The sequence below is a fragment of the Nocardiopsis nanhaiensis genome, assembly GCF_054778635.1.
Genome location: NZ_BAAGZJ010000057.1, coordinates 27,185 through 48,150, shown reverse-complemented (window position 1 = coordinate 48,150; position 20,966 = coordinate 27,185). Strand labels below are relative to the sequence as shown.

General features: G+C 68.5%; 22 protein-coding genes and 1 pseudogene. 12 read left to right on the top strand and 11 right to left on the bottom strand.

The annotated features are described in order from the left end of the window. Positions 1 to 283: 283 nt before the first annotated feature. The 3 genes from ACYVD1_RS23770 to ACYVD1_RS23760 form a co-directional block, all read right to left on the bottom strand. Entirely contained in the window at positions 284 to 820 is a 537-nt protein-coding gene (locus tag ACYVD1_RS23770) for an EF-hand domain-containing protein (RefSeq protein WP_460776694.1), read from the bottom strand. Between the two features lie 177 nt (positions 821 to 997). Beyond that, on the bottom strand, positions 998 to 1,480 hold the full coding sequence (locus ACYVD1_RS23765) for an SRPBCC family protein (protein WP_460776693.1): 483 nt from the start codon (positions 1,478 to 1,480) through the stop codon (positions 998 to 1,000). A gap of 26 nt (positions 1,481 to 1,506) precedes the next feature. After that, positions 1,507 to 1,899, bottom strand: a complete 393-nt coding sequence (locus ACYVD1_RS23760; RefSeq protein ID WP_460776692.1) for an ArsR/SmtB family transcription factor — start codon at positions 1,897 to 1,899, stop codon at positions 1,507 to 1,509. 84 nt (positions 1,900 to 1,983) lie between these two features. Between ACYVD1_RS23760 and ACYVD1_RS23755 the strand changes: the two genes are divergently transcribed. Then, positions 1,984 to 3,366, top strand: a complete 1,383-nt coding sequence (locus ACYVD1_RS23755) for a dipeptidase (RefSeq protein ID WP_460776691.1) — start codon at positions 1,984 to 1,986, stop codon at positions 3,364 to 3,366. Positions 3,367 to 3,486: 120 nt separating this feature from the next. Continuing rightward, positions 3,487 to 4,437, top strand: coding sequence for an NAD(+) diphosphatase (gene nudC, locus ACYVD1_RS23750; RefSeq protein ID WP_460776690.1), 951 nt, complete (start codon positions 3,487 to 3,489; stop codon positions 4,435 to 4,437). 55 nt (positions 4,438 to 4,492) lie between these two features. Here the strand turns inward: nudC and ACYVD1_RS23745 are convergent, their stop codons facing one another. Together ACYVD1_RS23745 and ACYVD1_RS23740 are read right to left on the bottom strand one after the other, a co-directional pair. Beyond that, positions 4,493 to 4,981: an ANTAR domain-containing response regulator gene (locus ACYVD1_RS23745; RefSeq protein ID WP_460752503.1), complete on the bottom strand. Its 489-nt coding sequence runs from the start codon at positions 4,979 to 4,981 to the stop codon at positions 4,493 to 4,495. 110 nt (positions 4,982 to 5,091) lie between these two features. After that, positions 5,092 to 5,382: a mycoredoxin gene (locus ACYVD1_RS23740; RefSeq protein ID WP_460776689.1), complete on the bottom strand. Its 291-nt coding sequence runs from the start codon at positions 5,380 to 5,382 to the stop codon at positions 5,092 to 5,094. 223 nt (positions 5,383 to 5,605) lie between these two features. Between ACYVD1_RS23740 and ACYVD1_RS23735 the strand changes: the two genes are divergently transcribed. The 6 genes from ACYVD1_RS23735 to ACYVD1_RS23710 all read left to right on the top strand — a co-directional run bounded on the left by ACYVD1_RS23735 (position 5,606) and on the right by ACYVD1_RS23710 (position 10,819). Then, positions 5,606 to 7,714: an ATP-dependent DNA helicase UvrD2 gene (locus ACYVD1_RS23735; RefSeq protein ID WP_460776688.1), complete on the top strand. Its 2,109-nt coding sequence runs from the start codon at positions 5,606 to 5,608 to the stop codon at positions 7,712 to 7,714. After that, positions 7,707 to 8,597 carry an acyl-CoA thioesterase II gene (gene tesB / locus ACYVD1_RS23730; RefSeq protein ID WP_460776687.1) on the top strand — a complete coding sequence of 297 codons (891 nt, stop codon included), beginning with the start codon at positions 7,707 to 7,709 and terminating at the stop codon, positions 8,595 to 8,597. The genes ACYVD1_RS23735 and tesB overlap by 8 nt, the downstream gene beginning before the upstream one ends. A 259-nt stretch (positions 8,598 to 8,856) precedes the next feature. Continuing rightward, complete coding sequence (locus ACYVD1_RS23725; RefSeq protein ID WP_460776686.1) at positions 8,857 to 9,207, top strand: hypothetical protein; 351 nt, start codon at positions 8,857 to 8,859, stop codon at positions 9,205 to 9,207. A 205-nt stretch (positions 9,208 to 9,412) separates the two neighbouring features. Further along, positions 9,413 to 9,691: a WhiB family transcriptional regulator gene (locus ACYVD1_RS23720; RefSeq protein WP_460752522.1), complete on the top strand. Its 279-nt coding sequence runs from the start codon at positions 9,413 to 9,415 to the stop codon at positions 9,689 to 9,691. 57 nt (positions 9,692 to 9,748) lie between these two features. Further along, a complete protein-coding gene (locus tag ACYVD1_RS23715) occupies positions 9,749 to 9,907 on the top strand; it encodes a hypothetical protein (RefSeq protein WP_460752525.1) in 159 nt (52 codons plus the stop codon). 348 nt (positions 9,908 to 10,255) lie between these two features. Then, positions 10,256 to 10,819 carry a M48 metallopeptidase family protein gene (locus tag ACYVD1_RS23710; protein ID WP_460776685.1) on the top strand — a complete coding sequence of 188 codons (564 nt, stop codon included), beginning with the start codon at positions 10,256 to 10,258 and terminating at the stop codon, positions 10,817 to 10,819. A 14-nt stretch (positions 10,820 to 10,833) separates the two neighbouring features. Here the strand turns inward: ACYVD1_RS23710 and ACYVD1_RS23705 are convergent, their stop codons facing one another. The 5 genes and pseudogenes from ACYVD1_RS23705 to ACYVD1_RS23685 all read right to left on the bottom strand — a co-directional run bounded on the left by ACYVD1_RS23705 (position 10,834) and on the right by ACYVD1_RS23685 (position 13,717). Next, positions 10,834 to 11,094, bottom strand: coding sequence for a Txe/YoeB family addiction module toxin (locus ACYVD1_RS23705; protein WP_460776684.1), 261 nt, complete (start codon positions 11,092 to 11,094; stop codon positions 10,834 to 10,836). Next, positions 11,091 to 11,292 (bottom strand): annotated as a pseudogene (locus ACYVD1_RS23700) (type II toxin-antitoxin system prevent-host-death family antitoxin). The gene ACYVD1_RS23705 and the pseudogene ACYVD1_RS23700 overlap by 4 nt, the downstream one beginning before the upstream one ends. A gap of 56 nt (positions 11,293 to 11,348) precedes the next feature. Beyond that, the gene (locus tag ACYVD1_RS23695) at positions 11,349 to 11,720 is read right to left on the bottom strand and encodes a hypothetical protein (protein ID WP_460776683.1); all 372 of its coding nucleotides are present in this window, start codon (positions 11,718 to 11,720) and stop codon (positions 11,349 to 11,351) included. After that, positions 11,711 to 12,286 carry an NUDIX hydrolase gene (locus ACYVD1_RS23690; RefSeq protein WP_460776682.1) on the bottom strand — a complete coding sequence of 192 codons (576 nt, stop codon included), beginning with the start codon at positions 12,284 to 12,286 and terminating at the stop codon, positions 11,711 to 11,713. The genes ACYVD1_RS23695 and ACYVD1_RS23690 overlap by 10 nt, the downstream gene beginning before the upstream one ends. After that, positions 12,287 to 13,717, bottom strand: a complete 1,431-nt coding sequence (locus ACYVD1_RS23685) for a zinc-dependent metalloprotease (RefSeq protein WP_460752546.1) — start codon at positions 13,715 to 13,717, stop codon at positions 12,287 to 12,289. Positions 13,718 to 13,837: 120 nt separating this feature from the next. Between ACYVD1_RS23685 and ACYVD1_RS23680 the strand changes: the two genes are divergently transcribed. From ACYVD1_RS23680 to ACYVD1_RS23670, 3 genes are all read left to right on the top strand, one after another. After that, a complete protein-coding gene (locus tag ACYVD1_RS23680; RefSeq protein ID WP_460776681.1) occupies positions 13,838 to 14,908 on the top strand; it encodes an NAD-dependent epimerase/dehydratase family protein in 1,071 nt (356 codons plus the stop codon). A 118-nt stretch (positions 14,909 to 15,026) separates the two neighbouring features. Continuing rightward, on the top strand, positions 15,027 to 15,464 hold the full coding sequence (locus ACYVD1_RS23675; RefSeq protein ID WP_460776680.1) for a molybdenum cofactor biosynthesis protein MoaE: 438 nt from the start codon (positions 15,027 to 15,029) through the stop codon (positions 15,462 to 15,464). Positions 15,465 to 15,823: 359 nt separating this feature from the next. Beyond that, positions 15,824 to 16,891: a YlbL family protein gene (locus tag ACYVD1_RS23670; protein ID WP_460776697.1), complete on the top strand. Its 1,068-nt coding sequence runs from the start codon at positions 15,824 to 15,826 to the stop codon at positions 16,889 to 16,891. 91 nt (positions 16,892 to 16,982) lie between these two features. On the opposite strand, the gene ACYVD1_RS23665 is transcribed toward ACYVD1_RS23670, so the two are convergent. After that, positions 16,983 to 17,510, bottom strand: coding sequence for a PPA1309 family protein (locus ACYVD1_RS23665; RefSeq protein ID WP_460776679.1), 528 nt, complete (start codon positions 17,508 to 17,510; stop codon positions 16,983 to 16,985). 296 nt (positions 17,511 to 17,806) lie between these two features. Here ACYVD1_RS23665 and ACYVD1_RS23660 point away from each other — a divergent pair, with 296 nt between their 5' ends. Further along, positions 17,807 to 20,764: a UPF0182 family membrane protein gene (locus ACYVD1_RS23660; RefSeq protein ID WP_460776696.1), complete on the top strand. Its 2,958-nt coding sequence runs from the start codon at positions 17,807 to 17,809 to the stop codon at positions 20,762 to 20,764. The last annotated feature ends 202 nt before the right edge of the window (positions 20,765 to 20,966 follow it).

Here is a 20,966-nt window from a genome sequence, read left to right as displayed (position 1 = left end):
GCCAACCCGCCGTCGTAGCGGAGCGGGTCAAGGTGGAGCGCCGTTGACGCGCGAAGCGCTCGATGGCGACGACCTTGAGGCGCGCAGCGGAGACGGCCACAATTTTGCGGCGGGAAAGGAGGACACCCCCAGTCGCCAGGGGCAGCCCTGCAGCTATCGGAGGAACTGCCGACCGGAAGGGAAGCCCCAGCCGCATAGAGGAAATCCAGGCTGCGAGAACGGGCGCTGTGGCCCCTGGGAATTCACTCGCTGGGAGTTCGCACGAGAGTCAGTCCGTGCCGAATTAGACCACGCCGAAAACGAAACCGCCAGGGGAGTCGATGTCGTTGCCGAACAGGTACTGCCGGGCGGACAGCACGAACTCCTCACGGCTGATGTCGCCGTCGCCGTCGGTGTCGACGTGCGCGAACCGCTTCTTGGCGCCCTGTTCCTCTGCGCCGAGGGTGTTGGCGTAGACCAGGAACTCCTGTTCGCTGATCCGGCCGTCGCCGTCGGCGTCGAGCAGGTCGAACACCGCTTCCGCCACGGCCTCGGCCGCGTTGGACGGGCTGCGGTCCTCCGCGGCCGCGTGCATGGCGGCCACGAACTGCTCGCGGTCCAGACTTTCTTCCTCGGCCTGTCCGGCCAGCTTCTGCCACAGGGACTCGTATGCCGTCTGGATGGCCTGCGCCCGGGGTGCCGACGCTTCCAGGCCGTAGCCGGACACGTACCGGTCCACGAGTCTTTGGTAGTCGTTCCAGGTCACGGTCTTGTCATCGTCGGTGTCCAGGACGTCGAAGAGGTCGCCGAACCTGGCGGCGATCTGGGGGTTGGTGCTCACACGGGCCTCCTGGGTCCGGGACGGGACTTTCCCGCCCCGTGTCGTCAGAGTCCCGAACACCGCAAATGGTTCCATCCGAAACGCCGGAAACCCGGAGTCGGGTGGGTCGAGGGCCCTGCCCGGCTGGCCGATCGTCACGCCGCGCGGACACCGCCCAGGCCTGAGCCGCTTCGGGGCTCAGGCGGCGAGCAGCTCGTCGATCTGTCCGATCGCCGCGCTCATGCCCTCGTCCATGCCCATCTCGATCATCTGCTCCATGGCCTCGAACGACGTGAAGGTCGAGCGCAAGACCATACGGGCGCCGTCGCCGTGCTCGCTGATCACCAATCGGATGGTGACGCTCGGCATGCCCCCGGGTTCGCCCGGCTCTTCCCCGAACCCCTCCAGGAACTCCAGAGTGGTCGGCGGTTCCACCGCGACGATCCGCCACCAGCAGTGGTGCCGGTCGCCCTCGGGGCTCGTCATGAAGTAGGTGACGTCGCCGCCGGGCGTCAGCTCGTGCTTCTCCATGGTCGCCGGGTAGGTCGGCGGTCCCCACCACCGCTCAAGCTGGCGCGGGTCCGCCCAGAGCTCCCACGCCCGTTCCACGCTGGCGGGGAGATCACAAACGAGGGTGAGGGTCCGGTTCTCGAAGTCCTTGTCGACACTGGTGACGCTCATCGGGTCAATTCCTCTCGTGGTGCTGCCTAAGCGCCTGGGTCTTCTGCCTTGTCCTCGCCCGGGTCGGACTCCCCGGCCTCGGGGGCCTCGGTGAGCAGTAGGGTCATGCGCTCCACGCGTCCGCGCCAGAGGTCCTCGATCCGGTCGAGGGCCGATCGAGCCCGGTGCACGGCGTCGGGTTCGGTGCGCACGAGCTGCTCCCGTCCGCGGCGCTCCTTGCTCACCAGACCGGCCCGCTCCAGCACCGTGACGTGTTTCTGCACTGCCGCGAAGCTCATCGGGTAGTACCCGGCCAGCCTTGACACCGATAGGCCGCCCTCCACTGAGCGGTGGAGGATGTCACGGCGGGTGGCGTCGGACAGGGCGTGGAACAACCGGTCCACGCTCGCGTGCTCACTGGATTCGTTATCTACAACCATTTGGTTTTAGATTAGCGTGGTCGGTCATGTGTGTCCAGGTTCTATGGTCGATGTCGACAAGGATGTCTAGGACAAGGACGGCACATGGACGCACGCGCCTACATCGAGGCCCACCGGGACGGGTTCCTCGCTGCGCTCAAAGAGTGGCTGGCGATCCCCTCGATCTCCGCAGACCCCGAGCGCCACGAGGACGTGCGCCGCTCCGCCGGGTGGCTGGCCGACCACCTCACCCAGAGCGGGTTCCCCACGGTCGAGGTCTGGGAGACACCCGGCCTGCCCGCCGTGTTCGCTGAGTGGCCCGCGGCCGATCCCGAGGCGCCCACCGTGCTCGTCTACGGCCACCACGACGTGCAGCCGGTCGACCCCGTCGAGGAGTGGGAGACCGAGCCCTTCGTCCCCACCGAGCGCGGCACCTCCCTTTACGCGCGGGGAGCCTCCGACGACAAGGGCCAGGTCCTCTTCCACGCCCTGGGCGTGCGCGCCGCCTTGGCCGCCTCCGGCGCCGACGCCCCTCCGGTCACGGTCAAGCTCCTCGTCGAGGGCGAGGAGGAGTCCGGGTCGGTGCACTTCGCCAAGCTGATGAAGGCCAACCGCGAGCGCTTGGCCTGCGACGTCGCCGTCATCTCCGACACCACCATGTGGGCCCCCGACACCCCCTCCATGTGCGTGGGCATGCGCGGTGTCACCGACGTGGAGGTCAACCTGTACGGCCCCGAACGGGACCTGCACAGCGGCTCCTTCGGCGGTGCCGTCCCCAACCCGCTCAAGGTCATGAGCGACCTGCTCTCCGGCCTGCATGACGCCGACAACCGCGTCGCGATCCCCGGCTTCTACGACGGTGTCGTCGAGGCCAGTGACGAAGAGCGCGAACTCATCGCCCGCCTGCCCTTCGACGAGGCGCGCTGGCTGGCCACGGCGGCGTCCGCGGCGGCCCGCGGCGAGAAGGGCTACAGCACCCTGGAGCGCGTCTGGCTGCGACCCACAGCGGAGATCAACGGCATGTGGGGCGGCCACACCGGGACGGGCGGCAAGACCATCGTTCCCCGCTCCGCGCACGCCAAGATCAGTTTCCGCCTGGTGCCCGGACAGGAGCCCCTGGAGATCCAGGACCGCGTCCGGGCCTACGTCGAGGCGGCGACCCCCGACGGCATCAGCGCCGAGCTGGAGTTCGGCGGCCCGGGTGTGCGTGCCTGCGCCTCCGACCTGTCCTCCACCGCCCTGAAGGCCGCCCGTTCCGCCATGGGCCGCGCCTTCGGCAAGGAGGTCCTGTTCACCCGTGAGGGCGGCAGCGGACCCGAGGCGGATATCGCGGACATCCTCGACGCTCCGCTGGTGTTCGTGGCCGTGGGACTCAACGAGGACCGCATCCACGCCCCCAACGAGAAGGTCGAGATGCCCCTTCTGCTGAAGGGCGCCGAGAGCGCCGCCTACCTGTGGGAGGAGTTGGGCGCCGCGAAGGGCGCCTGAGCCCGGTGCGGCCGCCGCCCGTGCGGTGGCCGCACTCCCTACCCTGTTTTCTTGACGGCAGTGCGCGATCCCCTCGAAGGCGCTACACCTAGTAGGTGAACCACGAACCCGGAAGGCCGTATGGAATCCGAAGCCGCACCCCTCCTCTCCCGCTCTACCGTCGACCCCGCCGGGCACCGGCGCGGAGACGACGCATGGTTGGCCGCAGCGTGGCAGGACCCGAGCACCCGGGTCCTGGTCCTGGAGGGAGGGGAGCCCGGCAGCTACGGCTGGAAGGCGCTCATGGCCAAGCAGTCCAGAGCGCTGGTCACCACTGGCCAGACCCGTGAACTGGTCCTCACCGACCCCCAGCACGCCCCGGCTGGCGAGCGCTACCTCCTGGGTACCGATGGCGAGCGCGCCTACTTCGCGGTCCGCTCCAAGTCGGACCTGGCCGCGAACCCCGTCGCCGAACCCGCCTCCCTGCGCGACGTCGGCGCGATCCTGAACGACCACGACACGGGCCTGTTCACCCGGGCGATCGCTCTCGCCAACTGGAACGCCAGCCACGGCTTCTGTCCGCGCTGCGGCGCGCGCACCCGTATCGAGAAGGCGGGGCACGTCCGGGTCTGCGAGGCGGAGGGGACCGAACAGTTCCCCCGGATGGACCCTGCGGTGATCATGCTGGTGCACCGGGAGCGTGACGGGCAGGAGGAAGCGCTCCTCGGTAACAACCCGAACTGGGACGCCCGGCTCTTCTCCGTGCTGGCCGGGTTCGTCGACGCGGGGGAGTCCCTGGAGCAGGCGGTCGTGCGCGAGGTCGCCGAAGAGGCGGGCGTGGTCGTCGAGCAGCCCCGTTACGTGTCCTCGCAGCCCTGGCCGTTCCCGCGCAGCCTCATGATGGGCTACACCGCCCGCGCCGTGGGCGAGACCGAGGCCACCGACGACGAGATCGCCGAGACCCGTTGGTTCACGCGTTCCGAACTGGCGGAGGCCGTGTACGCCGCGGAGGTCGTCCTGCCCGGACGGGTCTCCATCGCCCGCACTCTCGTCGAGCACTGGTACGGCGCGGAGCTCCCCGGCGGCTGGTGACCGCGGGCCGTCCGTCCCCCCGAATCGGACGGTCCGCAGCCCGCACCGGGTGCTGTCAGCCGGTCTCCGTGTTGAGCTCGTCCGGAAGAACGGTCAGCGGGCTCGTGCTGCTCTCCACCACGTCCCGGGCCAGTTCGGCGACCTTGCGTCCGCGGGACCGGGCAGAGGAGCGCAGTCTCTCGAAGGCCTCGCGCGGCGGCATCGTGTGCCGTTCGGCGAGGACACCGATCGCCTGCTCCACCACGACGCGCGAGTGCAGGGCGTGTTCCAGCTGCGTGATGGTGTGCCGAAGGCGCTCCACCTCCGTGGCTCCCTCGGGGGCCCGGCCGGGCGCCGACGTACGAGGGCGGTTCGTGCCCGCTTCCGAGGTGAGAAGGTCCGCAAGGACCATTGCGCTGACCAGGTCGGGCGTCTCGTGCCCGTTCTGGCCTGTGCCCACACGCCACCCGTTCGGGGTGCGGCGCACCACTTCGACGTCCACCGTGTCGGTGACCGCTATGTCATGAGGCCTCACTTGGTCCCCCAACTCAACACTCCCCGTCATCATGGTCCGAGCTCCGATGTCGGCCGGACCGCCGGTCGGACCCGGGGGTGTCAGCCCTTGAGGGAGGGCCCCCGCCGCGCGGGCCGCAGCAGCGGCCCGCGCCGTTCGTCCTAGGACAGCTCGGCCAACTTCTTCTTCACCTGAGCGAGCGACGGGTTGGTCATCGCGGAGTCGTCGCTGAAGACCACGGTGGGAACCGTCTGGTTGCCGCCGTTCACCTTCATGACGTACTCCGCAGCCCCCGGATCGTCCTCGATGTTCACCTCGTGCACGGTGATCCCCTCGCGGGAGAGCTGGCTCTTGAGCCGTCTGCAGTACCCGCACCAGGGAGTGCTGTACATGGTGAACTTCTCGGTGTCCGTACTCGTCATCTCGCTCACGTCTTTCAGGTCGAAGGTCATGGTCGGGATGGATCCCCCCGTTCCAACACCAAGGGGTACCCAACCGCTTCCCATGACCGCACGACACAACGTGGGACGCCTCACAAGGGCGACTGGTTCTGGAATGTGTTGCTTGGCTCGTTCACCCCATTCCACAACCAGGGTCGGTCGATCCGCTCCCCTTGACAACCGATAATTGAGAGACTGTGCGCGCACAACCGCCCCAAACCGAGTCAGGAGCACCATGGACCCCGACCGCGTCCTGGAGGGACTGGACCCGGAGCAGACCGAGGCGGCGCGTGCTTTGCGCGGCCCCGTGTGCATTCTGGCCGGTGCTGGAACGGGGAAGACCAGGGCCATCACGCACCGCATCGCACATGCTGTGGCCAGCGGAATCGTCTCCGAACAGCAGATCCTCGCGGTCACCTTCACTGCGCGCGCGGCCGGCGAGATGCGCGGTCGGCTCCGTTCTCTCGGTGCCCCCAGGGTGCAGGCCCGGACCTTCCACTCGGCCGCGCTCCGTCAGCTCTCCTACTTTTGGCCACAAGTGGTCGGCGGTGAGAAACCCACCCTGATCGACAGCAAGATCCAGGCGGTGGCGCGTGCCGCCAACTCGGTGGGGCTGCAGCCGGATCGGATCGGGCTGCGCGACCTCGCGAGCGAGATCGAGTGGGCCAAGGTCACCCAGGTACGCCCCAGCGACTACGACAAGGCCGTGACCAAGGCGGGCCGGCAGGCGCCGATGTCCACCGGCGAGGTCACGCGGGTCTACGAGGCCTACGAGGAGCTGCGCAGCGAGCGCAACCTCCTCGACTTCGAGTCCATGTTGGAACTCACCGCCGGGATGATCACCGAGTACCCGGCGATCGCCCAGCGCGTCCGCGACCAGTACCGCTACTTCGTGGTGGATGAGTTCCAGGACGTCAACCCCCTCCAGAAGCTCCTCCTGGACGCCTGGCTCGGCGACCGCGACGACCTCTGCGTGGTCGGCGACCCCAGCCAGACCATCTACTCCTTCGCCGGGGCGACTCCGGATTACCTGACCGGGTTCGGGAACCGCTACCCGCACGCCGCGGCCGTCCGGCTGGTCCGCGACTACCGCTCGACCCCCCAGGTCGTGCGAGTGGCCAACCACGTCATCGGGCAGGCCCGGGGAACGGCCTCCGCGAACCACCTCACGCTCCAGGCCCAGCGCCCCGACGGCCCCGACCCGATCTACCAGGAGTACGAGGACGAGCCCGCCGAGGCCACCGGGGTCGCACGGAAGATCAGCGTGCTCCTGGAGGACGGGGTCCCCGCGAGCGAGATCGCGGTCCTGCTGCGCACCAACTCCCAGTCCGCCGCCTACGAACAGGCTCTGACCGACGAGGGCGTCCCCTTCACCGTGCGCGGCACCGCGCGCTTCTTCGAACGCCCCGAGATCAGGCAGGCCGTGCACACCCTGCGCGGTGCCCGGCACGGCGCGGCCGAGGAGGAGGCCGAGCCCCTCGTGCGGACCGTGCGCCACCTGCTCTCCCAGATGGGGCTGACGGAGAGGGCGCCCGAGGGCCGCCAGGCAAGGGAGCGCTGGGAGTCGCTCTCGGCGCTGGCTCAGCTGGCCGAAGACGTGGCGGCGGGCGCGGGAACCGAGGGCCGGGCCGCCACCATGGCCGACTTCGTCAAGGAGCTCGACGCGCGCATGGCCACCGAGCACGCACCCGGGTTCGAGGGTGTCACCATCGCGTCCCTGCACTCCGCCAAGGGGCTGGAGTGGGACGCGGTGTTCCTCGTCGGCCTCACAGAGGGCATGATGCCGATCATCTACGCGGAGACCGACGACCAGGTGGAGGAGGAGCGCAGGCTCTTCTATGTCGGGGTCACCCGTGCCCGCGCCCATCTGGCGCTGTCCTGGTCCCTGTCGCGTTCGCCCGGCGGAAGGAGGACCCGCAAGCCGTCGCGGTTCCTCGACGGTCTGCGCCCCGCGTCACCCTCCACCGCCAACCGCCGGGACCGCCGAAAGGGCGGGGTCGTGCGGTGCCGTGTGTGCTCGAACGTGCTCTCCGACGCCCCCGAGCGCAAGCTCGGCCGTTGCCTGGACTGCCCGTCCACCTACGATGAGGCGCTGCTGGAGCGTCTGCGCGACTGGCGCAGGGAGGCCGCGCAGGAGCAGAAGGTCCCCGCCTACGTGATCTTCACCGACGCCACCCTCCAGGCCATCGCTGAGCAGGAGCCCTCGAGCGTCTCCCAGCTCTCGGCCGTGTCCGGTGTCGGAGCGGTCAAACTCGACCGCTACGGTGAGGCGGTACTCGCGCTGGTCGCGGGGCGTGAACCGGTGGGGTCGGCCGCCGGTGACGGAGAGGAAGAGGATGAGTGAACGCGTCGACGCCGGGTCCAGCGGGCAGCCCCTGAAGGACCTGCTGCGGGTCTTGGACCTGGAGCGGATCGAGGTCAACATCTTCCGCGGAAGCAGCCCGACGGAGGGCCCCCAACGGGTCTTCGGCGGGTTGGTCGCGGGGCAGGCGCTCGTTGCGGCGGGCCGGACCGTGCCCTCGGACCGGCATGTGCACTCCCTGCACGCCTACTTCATAAGGCCGGGCGACCCGTCGGTGCCGATCGTGTACGAGGTCGACCGGGTCCGCGACGGTCGTTCGTTCACCACCCGCAGGGTCGTGGCGATCCAGCACGGCAAGGCGATCTTCACCCTGTCCGCTTCCTTCCACAAGGAAGAGCCGGGGCTGGACCACCAGATCCCCATGCCGGACGTGCCCCCGCCCGACGACCTGCTCAGCACCCGTGAACGGCTGCACAAGGCCTTCGGCAAGGTGCCCAACTTCGTGCAGTGGCACCCGATCGAGATGCGGCCGGTGGGTGCGATGTCGTTCGAGGCCGAGCGCGATCCCGACTTGCGCACCGCCTCCAACCCGGTGTGGTTCAAGGTCAACGGCAAGCTGCCCGACGACCGCATGACCCAGGTGTGCCTGATGACCTACGCCTCGGACATGACGCTGCTGGACACGGTGCTGCTGCGGCACGGGCGCTCCTTCGCGGGCATCTCGATGGCCAGCCTCGACCACGCCATGTGGTTCCACCGCCCGTTCCGCGCGGACGAGTGGCTGCTCTACGCGCAGGAGTCCCCGACCGCTCAGGGCGCCAGGGGACTGGCCCGCGGTCTGGTCTACACCCGGGACGGACAGCTCGTCTGCTCCGTGATGCAGGAGGGGATGATCCGGGTGGTCGATGCGGAGGGCTGGGCCTAGCCCAGGCTCGGGGCGGCCCGCCGCCCTTCACCAGCCAAGACCCGGACAGAGGGTTCTGACAGGGGTCCGAGAGCGTGCCGGTAACGCTCTCGGACCCTTCGTCATTCCCTCGAAGTTCTGGCCAGATGCGGACGTTTTCGCAGGTCAAAAATAGGTTGCCGACTTGTGGGGCGGTCCGTAGTGTGTACACCGTCGCAATGACCGCTCTCGGTACAGGTGCAAGACCCTGTGCCCGACTCTGAAGGAGGTGCCCGATCCAATGACCACGAAGAACACGGAAACCACCGGTATCGCTGCCTGGCAGCTGTTCTCGCCGCGCGTCGCTTCGGGCATCGCCCTGAGCGGTAGCACCATCAAGGTCGCCACCGTTGGCAACCGTTTGAACACCGGAAGTGGCAATGCCGCCGCCGACGCCGTCCAGCTCATCAGGGCTGGTGTGTCGGCCATGGGGAGCGGTGTGTCCGAAGCCGGTGCTCTCGGTGGCCTGCGCCACGAGTCCGAGCCTGCCCTTGATCGAGGCAAGCTCAACGGTGGCTTCGACCAGGCATCGCACGAAACCCCGCGCTGGTATGGCGCACTGGGGGAGTGTCCACGGAAGATTCCGGCCTAGGGCAACACTAGGCCGAGAGTTCCGACCGTGGCCGCGGACCCCAGAAAAGGGGCCGCGGCTTTCTTTGTATCTCCGTTGGCTTCCCGTCTCCCAGAGACGAGGGCAGTAGCGGCGGCATCGCAAGTCCAGGTCCCGCACCGGACTGGATCCGGTGACTGAACACCGACCGCGTTGTACGAACGATCAAAGATCTTGGAGGGCACCGATGCTTGCGTCGGTCCTGGAAACGCCCAACCTGGGCGAGGTCGACATTCCCTGCCGTGCGGAGCCGGACCTGTTCTTCGCGGAGGCCCCCGCCGAAGTTGAGCAGGCCAAGGCGATCTGCGGAGCCTGCCCGATCAAGGAGCAGTGCCTGGCGGACGCGCTCGAGCGGCGTGAGCCGTGGGGGGTCTGGGGCGGGCAGCTGCTCGTCTCCGGGCAGGTCGTGGCGCGCAAGCGCCCCCGTGGCCGCCCCAGGAAGCACCCCGCCCCGGTCGCGGCCTGACCCCTGACCCGGTCGAGCAGTCCCACACACGAACCAGCGAGAAGGACTCTTAGAGCGATGATGCAGGAACTGATGCAGATGGTGGAGCGGTCGACGGACGAGCCGAAGGAGCGACAGGTGAGAAGGCTTGGTGCCCGGCAGCTTCGAGCTCGCCAGCGCGAGGACCGTCGTGCGGAGCAGGCGATCATGGAAATCGCGTGGTCCCGGCTATGTTGACCGACGGTGAGCAGTACCGGAACGCCCTGAGCGGTCAGGGCCGAGCCGGTGGCCCACCCGACTGAACCGTCATCCGGGCGTAGCCGGTCGAACTACGAGGCCGGGCGGCCTCCCCCACGGGAGCGCCGCCCGGTATCATTTTCATAACCAAATTCACGTGGGGGCTCCGAGGATCGGCGCGATGTGTCTTCCGTCACCGGCCGAAAAGTCGCCCTGGCCAGAGCTGAACCCGCCATGGACAGGCGATTCGCGCCTCGGGGGCCGTAGACGGACATCGTGTCGTACCTCTGGCATAACGGGTCAAGCCACACCTGTTCGGATGCGCCTCCCTCGGATACCGTAAAGTTCGTGCCCTCGAACACCAAAATCGAGGTACGACGCAGTCCTCGTCGTCGGCGTACCGTGTCGGCCTACCGGGACGGGGACACCACGGTCGTCCTCGTGCCCGCGACGTTCTCCCGCGCAGAGGAAAAGCGCTGGGTGGATCAGATGCTGCAAAAACTCGAGGCCCGCGAAGGACGCCGCCGCCCGGGCGACCGTGAACTCCACGAACGCGCGGTCGAACTGGCCGAGCGCTACCTGGACGGCAGCTTCCTCCCCGACAGCGTCCGCTGGGTCGACAACCAGAATTCCCGCTGGGGCTCCTGCACGCCGGACACCCGAAGCATCCGGATCTCCCGGCGCGTCGCCGGAATGCCGGCCTGGGTGGTGGACTACGTCCTGGTCCATGAACTCGCGCACCTGCACATCCCGCACCACGGCCGGGACTTCTGGGACCTGGTCCGCCGCTACCCCAAGGCCGACCGCGCCCGCGGCTACCTCGAGGGATTCAGCGCGGGCAGCCGGTCCGAGACGTGCGACCACGCCGAGGACGAGGCACTCGAGGCCGACGAGATCGCCTTCGAGGAGTGACCGGTCGGGCGCGCCTACTTCCCGTAGTGGTAAGGGCAGGACACGATGCGGATCTCATCTTCGCGGACCCGGTAGACGAGACGGTGCTCGTCGGTGATCCGCCGTGACCGGTAGCCATGGAAACAGTGGCGTAGCGGCTCGGGTTTCCCCATTCCCTCGTTGCCGTGTCGGCTTATGTCCTTGAGCAGCGCGTCGAGGCGCTTCAGGACCTTGCGGTCCTGCCCCTGCCACCAGACGTAGTCCCCCGAGGCGTGTTCCGCCCAGACGAGCTTCATTCAGCGAGACCCCGCTCAATCCCGTGGCCGGACTCGAGCTGCTCGATGGCATCGACCAGGCGCCGAGCGTTCTCCGGGCTGCGGAGTAGGTAGGCGCTCTCTGATGGATTCGTACTTGGCCAGGGACATCATCACCGCGGGCTCGTGTCCGGCTCTGGTAATGATGACCTCCTCGCGGACATTCACGACCGCGTCCATGGTGGCCGCGTAGTTGGCGCGGGACTCGGAGTAGGTGATCAGTGAACCGGTCGGGGTCAGGAGTTGAGCTGGTCGAGCCTCTCCCGGGCGCGCGTGAGGTCCTTGCCGACCTGTCGCAGGGCGATTCCGCTCACCACGAGCACGACACTGAAGATGGCGGCGTAGTAGGCCGTCATGCCGCCCCAGTCGCCGGACACCGCGGCCCGACCCAGCACCGCCACCAGCAGTACGGCCACGAAACCGCAGATCGCCTGGACCAAGAGCACGGAGCGCCGCTTCTGTTCCACACGCGCCTGGGCGATCTCCCGTGGGCCGGCACGCCCGGCCAGCTCGTCGGCGATGAGCTTCTCCATGGCCTTCTTGCCCCGGCGGGCGACCAGGACGACGGTCAGACCGCCGAGCATGCCGAAGACGGTGATCAGGGACACGGCGCGGACCTCGAAGGGGCACCGGCGGCGCGCACAGCGGCCGCCGCCGACCTGACCAAGTCGCGCACGGAGTCGTCCGTGGGCTCAGGGAGGTCATCGACCGGGAACCAACCCAGGTCTGCGGACTCGTCCGGGTCCCGGACCAGCACCGCGTCGGCCGGGGCGTGGGCCGCGTACTGCACGTCCAGGTGGAAGCTGCCGCCACCGCACGGCACCGCGTGGCGGTCCAGCCGTACGGGGGCTGGGAGCACGGTGAGTCCGGAGATCCCCGACTCCTCGGTGGCCTCGCGCAGCGCGGCACCGCCCAGAGTGGCGTCCTCGGCCTCGCAGTGGCCACCGGTCTGCAACCACATCCTGTGGACGCGGTGTAGGACCAGGGCCACCTTGGAACCGTCGGCCGAGATGATCGCCGAGCTCGCGGTCAGGTGGCCGGGCAGGCACTCGCGCCACATGCCGTCGGCGTGTGCGTCGAGGTGCTTCACATAGGAGTCGCGCAGCCGCTCCTGCCCCTCGTCGGGCGCGGGCCACGCGCCCAGCACCGCCCGGGCGTCCGCGTGCAGAGTCACCTACTTGCCGTCCTTGTCCTCGTCCTCGCCGGTCTCCTCGCCGGGCTTGGGCTTCTCCGAGCCGTCGGGTTCGGTCAGCGACGAGATGTCGAAGTCCGCACCCTCGAACTCGCTCCGCCCGTGCACGAAGGCGTCCGGGTCGTCGAGGTCGTCACCGGTGGGCATCAGGTCGGGGTGCTGCCACACGGCGTCCCGGCCCTCCACACCACGGGCCTCCTCCAAAGCGGACCACAGCGCACCGGCCTCGCGCAGGCGGCGCGGGCGCAGCTCCAGGCCGACCAGGGCGGCGAAGGTGTGTTCGGCGGGGCCACCGGTGGCACGGCGGCGGCGGGTGGTCTCGGCGAGCGCTCCGGCCTGTGGCAGGCGGTCGGACACGGCCGACGACACCACGGTCGCCACCCAGCCCTCGATCAGGGCGAGGGTGGTCTCCAGACGTGCCAGCGCCGCCTTCTGCTGCGGGGTGTCCTCCGGCTGGAGCAGGCCCTCGGGGCCCATCCCGCCCGACATGACCTCCTGCAACGCCTCGGGGTTGGAGATATCGATCTCACCGAGCTTGTCCTCGAGTCCGCTGACGTCGAAGGACATTCCGGCCGCGTACTCCTCGACGAGGCGGGACACGTGCGAGCGCAGCCACGGCACGTGCGAGTAGAGGCGGTGCACGGCGGCCTCACGAGCGGCCAGGTACAACCGGACCTCGTCGTCGGGGATCTCCAGGCCCTCGCTGAAGCGGGCCACACCCGAGGGCAGCAGCGCGGCGTTGCCCTCTCCGGCGAGGGTCAGGCCGATGTCGGTGGTACCGATCACTTCCTGGGCGAGTTCACCGATGGCCTGACCGGCCTGCTGGCCGACCATCATGCCGCCCATCTGCTGGATCATGCCCAGCAGCGGACCGGCGACGGAGGCCATCTCCTCGGGCAGGTTCTGCCCCATGGCCTGGACGGTCTTGGCGGTCAGCGGGTCGCACAACTGCGCCCACGAGTCCATCGTCTTCTCGATCCACTCCGACCGGCTCCAGGCCTGGGCGGTCTGGAGCCCCGAGGGCAGGTCGGTAGCCTGGTCGAGCCACAGGTCGGCGAGGCGTAGGGCCTCCTCGATCCGTGCGTAGTCGGCGGGCGGCACACTTGGGTCCCCTTGCTGGGACACCGTGTGCCGCGCGATGTTCTTGGCCATGTCCCAGTTGATGCCGGACGTCGAGGAGGTCTTGCCCTCCTCGGGAACACCGGGGGTGGGCTGGGACGACATCATGTCCGCGAACTGGCGGAGCATGTTGGCCATCTGTTGCGGATCGCCGAACGGGAAGCCGTCCGGCATTCCGGAGTCCCCCCCGCCCGGGCGGCCGCTGCCGGCACCCGAGCCGGAGTCGCCAGAACGGCGTCCGGACTCGTCATCGGGATCGTTCGGCATGCTGAAACCGAAAGGCAGGTCGCTCACAATCAGACCTCAGGCAGGATTAGGTTTGGTCTCCACTGTCACGTTAGCTGGGAGTCGCCCGGAGTGAATACCGAAAGCAACCAGGTTCGCCCAGAGCACAGCCCATCGGATAGGGCGGGCATGGCGGTGGCGGTCACCGGTGCCGCCTCCGGAGTGGGCCGACTCCTCGTGCAACGCCTGGCCACTCCAGAAGGTTCCATCGCTGCCCGCGAGGTCGTCGCCATCGACGAAGAGTTCGCTGACCTGCGCGGGGTCACCTGGCGGATCGCGGATGTCTGCGACCCGGGACTCGTCTCCCGCTTGGACGGGATCGACGTGCTCGTGCACACGGCAGACGACCGGTCCCTCGACACCAAACCCGCGGAGCGCCGCGCGCACAACGTTCGTGCGGCCCAGACCGTCCTCACCGCCGCTGCCGCCTCAGGCGTCCCACGGGTCATTCTCATCACCAGCACTATGGTCTACGGCGCTGCCCCGGACAACCCGGTGCCGCTGGCCGAGAACGCCAGCCGTGTCTCGGACAACAGCGAAGGCCTGATGGGGGACTTCGCCGAGATCGAGGAACTGGCCGAGCGGGCCCGCCGGGCCCACCCCGGGCTCACCGTCACGGTGGTGCGCCCCGCCCCGCTGGTGGGGCCGGAGCTGGACACGCTCCTGAGTCGGCACTTCTCCGCGCCGCGACTGCTCACCGTCAAGGGCCACGAACAGCACTGGCAGTTCTGCCACGAGGAAGACCTGGCCTCCGCGCTGGCGTTCTGTGCCCTGCATGGCGTGACCGGCGACAAGGGTGTGGTCGCCGCGGCCAGCGAGGGATCCCTGACTCAGGGAGAGGTGGAGGACATCGCTGGGATGAAGCACTTCGAGGTCCCCGCCAACCTGGCCTTCGGTGCGGTTCGCCGACTCCACCAGGCCCGCATCACCCCGGCCGCCGCGGGCGAGATCAAGTTCCTGGTCTACCCGTGTGTCGTGGACTGTCGCGCGCTCCACGACGCGGGGTGGAAGCCCGCCCACGACAACGAGTCCGTTCTCGGGGCACTCTTGGAGTCCAAGAGCGGCAAGCACGCGATCGCCGGGCGCAGCGTCGGCCGCAAGGAGGTCACGATCACCGCCGCGGGTGCTGCGGGTGCAGCCGCCGCGGCCATCGGTACCGCGGCAGCCATTCGTCACCTGCGCAAACGCGGTAAGAGCTGATCCGGGTCCGGGGTCCGGGGCCCACGACGAGTCGCGGACCCCGCGTGCACCCGCCCCGGCATGTGCACCGTTCACGTGCAGGAGTGTCGTGCGAACGGCCGCTTGGTACGGTTTGCACGTGGAACAGATCACTCTCGCGGCCGTACGCGACACGCCCCTGTCCGTGGACGAAGTCCTGGCGGCGGTGACCGACGCCAGAGTCGGCGGGACGGCCGTCTTCATCGGTACCGTGCGCGACCACGACCACGGCCGGGACGTCTCCGCCCTTTCCTACTCGGCCCACCCGACCGTGGAAGCGCGGCTGCGCTCCGTCATGGAGAAGGTGCTGGCCGACACCTCCGTCCCGGGCCGGCCGGTCGTGCGGATGGCCGCCGTGCACAGGGTCGGCGACCTTGAGATCGGTGACATCGCCGTGGTCGTAGCGGCCGGAGCCGAACACCGCGAAGAGGCCTTCGCCGCCTGCCGCCGCCTCATCGACGACCTCAAGGCCCAGGTGCCCATCTGGAAGAACCAGGCCTTCGAGAGCGGAGAGAACGAGTGGGTAGGTTCTCCCTGAGCCCTGGGAGCGGCGCCCCTGGGCGGTAGGGCGCGGAACCCCTTGGTAACCGCGGCACGGATGCGCCCTCGGGCGTGTTCGGTGGATGCTGCCTGTCGCGAAGGTGGTACTGCGCCGTAGGTGTCCGTTGAGGGTGGTGCCTGCACAAGGCCGAAGAAGGAGTTCCCCTACTGTGCGCTTCCTCGCATGCTCGGCAGCATCGCACAGCGGGGCCGCTCGGGGGTTCGGCTGTCGACTGAGAGATGCGTAGTGACAGTGCCACTGGGGCGTCGCGCAGCAGGGTATGTGTCCGCCGAGCATGCCCTAGCGCGGGAGGGTCTCCGGAGGGCTCTAAGGTGTGCAGCATGGTTCGTCGTGTCATGACCCTTGTCGCCGCTCTCGTCCTGCTTGCCGGGCTCGGGTACGGCAGCCGTTTCCTGCCCATGCCCTACCTGGTGGCCGCGCCGGGGGTCACCCTGGACACGCTGGGGGACCAGGAGGACGGCCAGCCCATCATCGGGGTCGAGGGCACCGACGACTATGTGCACGACGGCTCGCTCGCCATGGTGACCGTCCAGTACGCGGGCGGACCCGAACACCGGATCGACCTCCTCAGCCTGGTGACGGCATGGCTGTCACCGGACCAGGCGGTCCTGCCCGAGGAACTCCTCTTCCCCGCCGGGCGTTCGGCTGAGGAGGTGAGTGAGCGGCAGACCATCCAGATGAACGACTCCCAGACCGACGCGACGGCCGCCGCGCTCAACCAGGTCAACCTCGCCTACGAAGCGATCCCGCTGGTCGCCGACACCGTCGAGGACATGCCCGCCGACGGCGTCGTCGAGCCCGGCGACCTCATCATCGAGGTCGACGGCGGGCCGGTGCCCACGAGCGCCACCGAAGACGATCCCGAAGAACTGGTGGGCAGCGCCTACGTGGTGGACCGGGTCGCCGAGCGCGACGTCGGTGACCCGGTCGAGCTCGTTCTGGACCGCGACGGTGAGGAGCTGGAGGTCGAGCTCGACACCGTCGAGGGCGAGAACGGCGCCGCGGCGGTCGGCGTGCTCATCGCCGACGACATGGACTTCCCGGTCGACATCGACATCGCCGTGGGTGAGATCGGCGGCCCGAGCGCGGGCATGATGTTCGCCCTCGGGATCATCGACCGGCTCAGCGAGGAGGGCATCACCGGCGGTGTCAGCGTCGCGGGTTCGGGCACTGTCACCTCGGACGGCCAGGTCGGCGGGGTCAGCGGTATCCCGCAGAAGATGGTCAGCGCCGAACGCGACGGGGCCGAGTACTTCTTCGTGGCGTCCGAAAGCTGTGACCAGGTCTCCCAGTCCGCAGCGCGCAACGACCTCGAAGTGGTGAGCATCGAGACCCTTACTGACGCGATGGACGCGCTGGACACCATCCGCGAAGACGGCGACGACCTGCCCCGCTGTGAGTAAGGGGCACGTCCGGAAGACAGTGGACCCCCGCGGCCGGGACGGGCCGTGGGGGTCCGGTGGTTCGCGGGGTCTTCGGTTCGGCCGGGGAGGGTCAGCCCTCGTTCTTGGGAGGCTCCTCCTCCAGGTCCAGGGTGAGGGCGAGCGCCGAGGTCAGCGCCGGGATCAGGTCCGGGCCGTTGAGCACCTCGGACTCAGCGTCGTGGCTGCGCATCCGCATCGCGCAGTGGCGCGATCCGTCGCGCAGAACCGCCGCGACCATCCGGATCTCCTCGGTCTCCTTACCGGTGGCGGTCGGGTCCTCGCCCGCGGCCAGGGTCTCGTCCGACCCCTTCACCACCAGGCGCTCCATGACCAGGGCGCACCCGGCCACGCCCTCGGGCCACAGGATGCGGCCCAGCGCCTCCTCCAAGGGAACGTCCTTGGGCAGCGCCTCCTGCTCGACCGGGGTCAGCTCGTCGGGGTCGGCCGGGGAGTCGATCCCCAGCATGCCCGCGAGAGCGGGCTCGGCGGCCAGCAGCTCCGAGGTCGGGACCAGGGCGTAGAGCCCCAGCGGGCGGTCCCACCCCTGCTCCGCGGCGTGGCGTTCCAGGTCCATGACGGCTTCGTGAATGTTCGACACGTTTCCATGGTGGCCGATGCGGGAACCTCGCCGTGCCGGTTCTCGGCCAGTAGGGTCGCAAAGGTGGCGCCCGGAAACGTCACCGATACACCAACGATGCAGCCTTGTCACCGGGTCGAGGGCGATTTCGGGAACCCGGCAGCCACCAAATAAGTTTTCCCTAATAAGGCGCATCACGCGCACCGACCGCACCTAACAAGCCAGAACGAGGGGGAGGCGTGAGCTTCCGATCGCCCGGCGCACCACCTGCGCGTATGCCTCGTCGATCAAGGTTGCTCGCGCCAGTCGCGGCGACCGTGGTCGTCATCATCGCGGGGTTGATGCTCGCCGCGAACTTTTGGACCGACTACAAGTGGTTCAACTCCGTCGGCTACACCTCGGTCTTCCTGACCGAGCTGTGGACCCGAGTCCTGCTGTTCGCCGTAGCAGCGCTCGTCATGGCGGTCATCGTCGGCGCGAGTATCTACTTCGCCTACCGGTCCAGGCCCGGTATCCGTCCCATGAGCCTGGAACAGCAGGGCTTGGACCGCTATCGCGAGTCCATCGACCCGCACCGCAAGCTCTTCTTCTGGATCGCGGTCGGTGCCCTGGCGCTCTTGGCCGGTGCTGCCGCAAGCGGTGACTGGCGGTCCTACCTGCAGTTCGTGAACGGCGTCGACTTCGGGATGGCCGACCCCGAGTTCGGGATGGACATCGCGTTCTTCGCGTTCACCTACCCGTTCCTGCGGGTCCTGCTCGGCTACCTGTACGCGGCCGTCATCCTGGCGTTCATCGCCGCCGTCATCGTGCACTACCTGTACGGCGGCGTGCGGCTGCAGAACGATTCCGGTCAGCGCGCCACCCCCGCCGCCCGGGTGCACCTCTCGGTCCTGCTGGGCCTCTTCGTGCTGTTGCGCGCAGGGTCCTACTGGCTGGACCGCTACGGACTGGTGTTCTCCGATCGCGGGTACACGTTCGGTGCTTCCTACACGGACGTGAACGCGGTGAAGACCGCGATGACGATCCTCACCGTCATCTCGGTGATCTGCGCGATCCTCTTCTTCGCCAACATCGTCTTCAAGAACACGCTGATCCCGGTGTCGTCCCTCGGACTGCTCCTGCTGTCCGGCCTGGTCGTGGGTGTGGCCTATCCGGCGATCGTCCAGAACTTCCAGGTCGACCCGAACGAGCAGCGCCTGGAGAGTCCGTACATCGAACGCAATATCGAGAACACGCGTGAGGCGTACGGCATCGCGGACGCGGAAGTCGAGACCTACGACGCCACCACGGAGCTCACTCCGCAGGAGCTGGCGGCGGAGGCCGACACCATTCCGAGCGTCCGTCTGGCCGACCCCTCCGTGGTCTCGCAGACCTTCCAGCAGATGCAGCAGGTCCGTGGGTTCTACGAGTTCCCGGACGTGCTGGAGGTCGACCGCTACCCGGACAGCGACGGCAACCTGGTCGACACGATCGTTGCCGCCCGTGAGCTCGAGGGCCCGCCGGACGACCAGGACAACTGGCTGAACCGTCACCTGATCTACACCCACGGTTACGGCATGGTCGCCGCCGCGGGCAACCTGATCGACGACGAGGGCCGCCCGGTCTTCACCGAGTTCAACATCCCGCCGCGGGGTGAGCTGAGCGAGGTCACGGGCGAGTACGAACCGCGGATCTACTACGGCCGCGAGGGCGCCGAGTACGTCATCGTCCAGGCCGAGGACGAGTACGACTACCCGCTCGACGCCGAGGAGGAGGCCGAGGACGTCTCGACTCCCGAGGACGCCATCGAGGCGAGCCCGGACGCGGACGAGGGCCGTGCCCCGACCGAAGGCGACAACGGTGCCGAAGAGGCCCCGGAAGAGGACGCCGAGGCCGTCGACGAGGGCGCGGAGGAAGGCGAGGAAGGCTCGCAGGCGTACAACAGGTACGACGGCGAGGGCGGTGTCCCGCTCAACAACTTCTTCGACCGAATCCTGTACGCGATCAAGTACCAGGAAACGAGCATCCTGCTCAACAGCGCGATCACCAGCGACTCGCGGATCATGTACGAACGCGACCCGCTGGAGCGTGTGGAGAAGGTCGCCCCGTTCCTGACCGTGGACAGCCGCCCCTACCCGGCGGTCGTCGACGGCAGCGTTCAGTGGATCGTCGACGGATACACCACGTCCGACGGCTACCCGTACGCCAACCGGATCGACTTCACCCAAGCCGTGACCGACACCTTCACCGATGGTTCGGCGCAGCAGGTCGGTGCCCTTCCGGGCAACGAGGTCAACTACATCCGGAACTCGGTGAAGGCCACAGTCGACGCCTATGACGGCAGCGTCACCCTGTACGCCTGGGACGAGGAGGATCCCGTCCTGCAGACGTGGGACAACGCCTTCCCGGGCGCGGTCGTCGGCCAGGACGAGATGAGTGAAGAGCTCGTCCAGCACGTGCGCTATCCGGACGACCTCTTCAAGGTGCAGCGCGAGATCATGCGTGAGTACCACGTCACGGATGCCGCGGCCTACTACGGTGGTCAGGACTTCTGGGAGGTTCCCGACGACCCGACCGCGGAAGGCGACCTGCCCGAGCCGCCCTACCGCCAGACCATCAACTACCCGGGTGCTGACGAGGCCAGCTTCTCGCTGACGTCCACGTTCGTCCCGCGCAACCGTGAGAACCTGGCCGCGTTCATGGCGGTGGACAGCAACCCCGAGTCCGACGATTACGGGCAGCTGAAGCTCCTGGAGCTTCCCCGGAGCACGGTGATCTTCGGTCCTGGCCAGATCCAGAACGCGTTCGACTCGGACGCCGACGTGCGTGAGGTCCTGCTTCCGCTGGAGCAGTCCGAGGCCGAGGTGACCCGAGGCAACCTGTTGACCCTGCCGTTCGCCGGCGGTCTGCTCTACGTGGAGCCCCTCTACGTGCAGGCCGGTGGCGGCGGAGCGGCGTCCTTCCCGCTGCTCCAGCAGGTCATGGTCGGGTTCGGTGAGGAGGTCGCGATCGGTAGCAACCTCCAGGACGCCCTGAACAACCTGTTCGAGGGCGGCGAGGAGCCGCTGCCCGACCCGGACGGTGAGGGTACCGAGGACGGTACCGAAGAGGAGGACCCGGAAGAGGCCGATGCTGACGCGGGCGACGGTGACGGTGACGGCGGTACCGACACCGAACTGACCGACGCCCTCAACGAGGCCGTCGAGGCGTGGGAAGAGGCCCAGGACTCGAGCGAGGAGGCCAACGACCGCCTCCGCGAGGCCTTGGAAGCCGTTGAGGAGGCCGCGGGCGACTAGTCCGTAGCCGTACCGGGCCCCTGCGGGGCGCTGAGTGCGACGGGGCGGGATCCTTCGGGGTCCCGCCCCGTTTCCGGTTATCTGGAGTCGTGCGGGGCCTGTGGCGCACGAGTAGCGGGCCCGAACGGCCGTCCGAGGCGCGCTCGGTGCAGGGGGTGGGCCACGTCTCCGCCGGTCGATTTGGCTTTCCGGCTGAGGCGCG

Bases quoted from the DNA above. Each gene is read 5' to 3' on its own strand.
- ACYVD1_RS23715 (WP_460752525.1), top strand. From the start codon at position 9,749: ATGATGCAGGAACTGATGCAGATGGTGGAGCGGTCGACGGACGAGCCG.
- ACYVD1_RS23740 (WP_460776689.1), bottom strand. From the start codon at position 5,382: ATGACCTTCGACCTGAAAGACGTGAGCGAGATGACGAGTACGGACACC.
- ACYVD1_RS23745 (WP_460752503.1), bottom strand. From the start codon at position 4,981: ATGACGGGGAGTGTTGAGTTGGGGGACCAAGTGAGGCCTCATGACATA.
- ACYVD1_RS23680 (WP_460776681.1), top strand. From the start codon at position 13,838: ATGGCGGTGGCGGTCACCGGTGCCGCCTCCGGAGTGGGCCGACTCCTC.
- ACYVD1_RS23720 (WP_460752522.1), top strand. From the start codon at position 9,413: ATGCTTGCGTCGGTCCTGGAAACGCCCAACCTGGGCGAGGTCGACATT.
- ACYVD1_RS23755 (WP_460776691.1), top strand. From the start codon at position 1,984: ATGGACGCACGCGCCTACATCGAGGCCCACCGGGACGGGTTCCTCGCT.
- ACYVD1_RS23735 (WP_460776688.1), top strand. From the start codon at position 5,606: ATGGACCCCGACCGCGTCCTGGAGGGACTGGACCCGGAGCAGACCGAG.
- nudC (WP_460776690.1), top strand. From the start codon at position 3,487: ATGGAATCCGAAGCCGCACCCCTCCTCTCCCGCTCTACCGTCGACCCC.
- ACYVD1_RS23765 (WP_460776693.1), bottom strand. From the start codon at position 1,480: ATGAGCGTCACCAGTGTCGACAAGGACTTCGAGAACCGGACCCTCACC.
- ACYVD1_RS23705 (WP_460776684.1), bottom strand. From the start codon at position 11,094: ATGAAGCTCGTCTGGGCGGAACACGCCTCGGGGGACTACGTCTGGTGG.
- ACYVD1_RS23760 (WP_460776692.1), bottom strand. From the start codon at position 1,899: ATGGTTGTAGATAACGAATCCAGTGAGCACGCGAGCGTGGACCGGTTG.
- ACYVD1_RS23725 (WP_460776686.1), top strand. From the start codon at position 8,857: ATGACCACGAAGAACACGGAAACCACCGGTATCGCTGCCTGGCAGCTG.
- ACYVD1_RS23670 (WP_460776697.1), top strand. From the start codon at position 15,824: ATGACCCTTGTCGCCGCTCTCGTCCTGCTTGCCGGGCTCGGGTACGGC.
- tesB (WP_460776687.1), top strand. From the start codon at position 7,707: ATGAGTGAACGCGTCGACGCCGGGTCCAGCGGGCAGCCCCTGAAGGAC.